4 protein-coding genes are annotated in these 3,590 nt (G+C 44.0%); all 4 read right to left on the reverse strand.

All coding sequences use genetic code 11. The features are described from left to right. Positions 1-34: 34 nt before the first annotated feature. Complete coding sequence (locus tag HP456_RS21125; protein WP_172254791.1) at positions 35-901, reverse strand: M50 family metallopeptidase; 867 nt, start codon at positions 899-901, stop codon at positions 35-37. Continuing rightward, positions 894-1,682 (reverse strand): M23 family metallopeptidase, encoded by a 789-nt coding sequence (locus tag HP456_RS21130; protein WP_172254792.1) that lies wholly within the window; start codon positions 1,680-1,682, stop codon positions 894-896. Before HP456_RS21130 ends, HP456_RS21125 begins: the two co-directional genes overlap by 8 nt. Positions 1,683-2,101: 419 nt before the next feature. Next, entirely contained in the window at positions 2,102-2,905 is an 804-nt protein-coding gene (gene minD, locus HP456_RS21135; protein ID WP_172254793.1) for a septum site-determining protein MinD, read from the reverse strand. A 1-nt stretch (position 2,906) separates the two neighbouring features. Further along, on the reverse strand, positions 2,907-3,587 hold the full coding sequence (gene minC / locus HP456_RS21140; RefSeq protein WP_172254794.1) for a septum site-determining protein MinC: 681 nt from the start codon (positions 3,585-3,587) through the stop codon (positions 2,907-2,909). Positions 3,588-3,590: the final 3 nt, after the last annotated feature.

The raw sequence follows: 3,590 nt of genomic DNA on the forward strand, positions 1-3,590 counted from the left end.
CTATTATTTACTTTATACAGTCTTTAGGCATTCGTCAATAAAGGTAGAGCAGATCCTTTGTTTTGGCGTTGGTCATCTTTTCCGCAAAGAATGCATGGAGAAGTTCATATTCATCAAGCTTCCCCACTTCCGTACCTTTTTCAAGTACGACAAGCGGATGCTTCACACCGCGCTGAAATCGTTCCACTACCGTTAACAGTGTGTCCTCTCCTTCGATGGGCAGAGGTTTCAAATTGGCGAATTGATGACTGTTACCATAATAACGTTCCAGCAGAAACTTCATGAAAGTATACCTCCTCTGCTTCCAGTCCATCCACAATGAAAAATAGAGGAAGGATAACACAATCCAAAGATTCAAATGAAACGGAGCAATGACAAGTATGGATAAATGAAACATGATCAGCAGGGACAAGGAACTGATCAGCGTTATTTCGTATGCTTTAAGATAATTGTATTTAAGCGACAACAATAATGAAATCAGCTTTCCGCCGTCAAGCGGCCATATCGGAAGAAGATTGAAGAGCAGAACCATCAGATTTAATTGAAAAAAGAGCGTGAATAACTCTTCACTGACGAAGCTTCCCTGCATCAGGAGCCATCCAGCTCCCACGAGCCAGACGTGCTGAAGCGGTCCCGAAACAATCACCCAGAACTCCTCATGCAGCGAGCGGTTCCCGTGTTCATCCATTTCAGCCACTCCCCCAAATGGGAGTAGCGCGATTCTTTTCACTCTCCACGAATAATGCTGAGCAGTCATCCCATGTCCCAACTCGTGAATGGTTATGATGAAAAGCAGCATGATCAATTCGAGGAAATGAGCCGTCGCTATGCCGATCGCCATGACAAGCCAGAGCAGCGGGTGAATATAAAGTTTTTTTAACACTGAAGTAAAATTAGTCAAATGATATCACCTGTATCGGGTCGATGAATTCATCACCCATTTTAATAGCCAAATAAAACTCCCCTGAGACATCGCTTTCCCCGCTGGTGGAAACTTTCCCTAGTGAAGACCCTTTATCGACATGTTCGTATTGATTCACATCAATTGATTCAAGATGACCATACCAGGATTCCGAATTATCCTTGTGCTGGATGACAACCGTATTGCCGAGCTTATCCTTCTTTCCTGCAAAAATAACCAGACCTCCCTTCATCGCAGCCACATCTTCTCCGAATTCAGTTTCAAGCATGATGCCCTGACCATTCGTTTTAAAATTCTCTACTACTTTTCCGGAAGCGGGTTGAGCATATTCATCGGCAGTCACAGCGGAAGAAGGGGCTTTATCCTCCGTACCTCCGGGCAGTAATGCCAAAGGTTTACCGAACTGATCCTCATACCAGGACGAGATTGCAGCAAATTGAAATTCGGTTTCCATCGTTCTGTTCACAACCGTCTTCGCTTCATCAAAAACAGGAGAAGGGCTTTTAAACATGATCGCTGTAATCAGTACCAAAATGCCGGCACCTAAAATTTTCAACATGAAGGTCTCTTTTTTAAATAACGGGTGAAATCCTTCCGGAGGTGGCCCGCCTTCAAAACTTGAATACCTTTCTGATCCATAGCGTTCTTCATCACTCGGCAGAAGGTAAGAACTTTGCGTGTATCCACGCTGAGAAGTCGTATTGTTTAATTTCTTCCTTTTAGCGATCCGCTTTCTTATTTCATCCGCTCGATTCCCCATGAACACCATTCCTTTTTATAAAATATTGTCCAGCTCATCGCCGAACGATTCTGATTTTTTCACATGCTACAATGTATGACTTGTCCGAAGGGAATATTCATGAAAGAAAACAAAATCGGCTGTGAGTGAATGGCAGAAGTGGTGTCTGAAGGGATCGGTCGATTTGTGCCTGGCTCAAAACAAAACACTTCATTTGTGCCTGGCTCAAAACACTTCATTTGTGCCTGGCTCAAAACACTTCATTTGTGCCTGGCTCAAAACACTTCATTTGTGCCTGGCTCAAAACACTTCATTTGTGCCTGGCTCAAAACACTTCATTTGTGCCTGGCTCAAAACAGTTCGCACGATGTATGATAAAAAACAAAAAAACCGACAATATCCGGATGGACATTGTCGGCTCTCTGATTTCTATTAATCTGTTAAGCTTTGACTCCAAAAAGCTTTTTAATTTTCGTGAAGACGCCTGATTTGTTATCCTCAAGCGATTGCAGCGGAACAGATTCCCCGAGGATTCGTCTCGCGATATTCCGGTACGCAATAGACGCTTTGCTTGTCGAATCAAGTGCGATCGGTTCGCCCTTATTAGATGATTTGATGACATTGTCATCGTCTGCTACGATCCCCAGCAGGTCGATTGAGAGATGGGCAGTGATTTCGTCCACATCAAGCATTTCGCCGTTTTTCATCATATGTGTGCGTATCCGATTGATGATTAGTTTAGGCGGTTCGATTTCCTCTTTCTCAAGCAGTCCGATAATGCGGTCCGCATCACGGACAGCGGAGATTTCCGGAGTGGTCACCACAATGGCGCGGTCCGCACCTGCCACTGCATTCTTGTATCCCTGCTCGATTCCGGCAGGGCAGTCGATGATGATGTAATCATAGTCCTGCTTTAGATCCTGAACCAGCTTTTTCATCTGTTCGGGATTCACTGCTGATTTATCACTTGTCTGAGCTGCAGGCAGCAGGAACAATTTGTCCTCAAACCGTTTATCCTTTACAAGAGCCTGATGAATTTTACAGCGCCCTTCCACGACATCGACTAAATCGTAGATGATTCTGTTTTCGAGCCCCATGACAACATCAAGGTTTCTGAGACCGATATCCGTATCAATCAAACAAACTTTTTTCCCCTGTAGAGCTAATGCTGTACCAACATTGGCAGAAGTAGTCGTCTTACCGACCCCGCCTTTACCTGAAGTAACAACTATGGCTTCACCCACATTAGCTTCCTCCTTTAAAACTCGTAATATTTGGTCTAAGATGCTTCAATACCTGCAGGCGGTCGACAACGATCTGACCTTGATCATCAATATAGGCACATTCCATATCGTGCGAATCTTCATCAAGCGGCCGATCAGGTGAACGATTTAAACAGTCTGCGATACGAAGCTGAGACGGGAGCATTTTCGAAGCAACAATGACAGCCTCTTCTTTTCCTGTGCAGCCTGCATGGGCAATTCCCTTTAAAGCACCCAATATGTAGATATTCCCTCCTGCAAGGATTCTGCCGCCGGGGTTCACATCACCTACAATCAGCATATCCCCCGGTGATTCGATTACTTGTCCTGAGCGGATAACACCTGTAATCGTTTCTATATTTCTTTCATTCATTAATTTTTCTGCTTCATTTTTTGTGACGACATTACTCCATACTTCATTTACAATCAGGTTGCGTTTTTGCCTGACAATTTCCTTCAGTTCTTCCACTTGATCAACTGTCAGATAACGGTTACCCGTTTGGATATTAACCGTGAGCAAAGGGGTTTCCTCGGTTTCACGGTAATGCGCAGACAGCTTTTCGTCCAACTCTTTCTTTAAATCATCAAACGAACATTGATCATTGAGATGAAGGGTGAGTCCTTCCTTTGTTCCCTTGATCATTACATTTGGTTTCTTTTTCATGGC

The sequence above is a fragment of the Bacillus haikouensis genome (assembly GCF_013179555.1).
GTDB lineage: Bacteria > Bacillota > Bacilli > Bacillales > Bacillaceae_B > Rossellomorea > Rossellomorea haikouensis_A.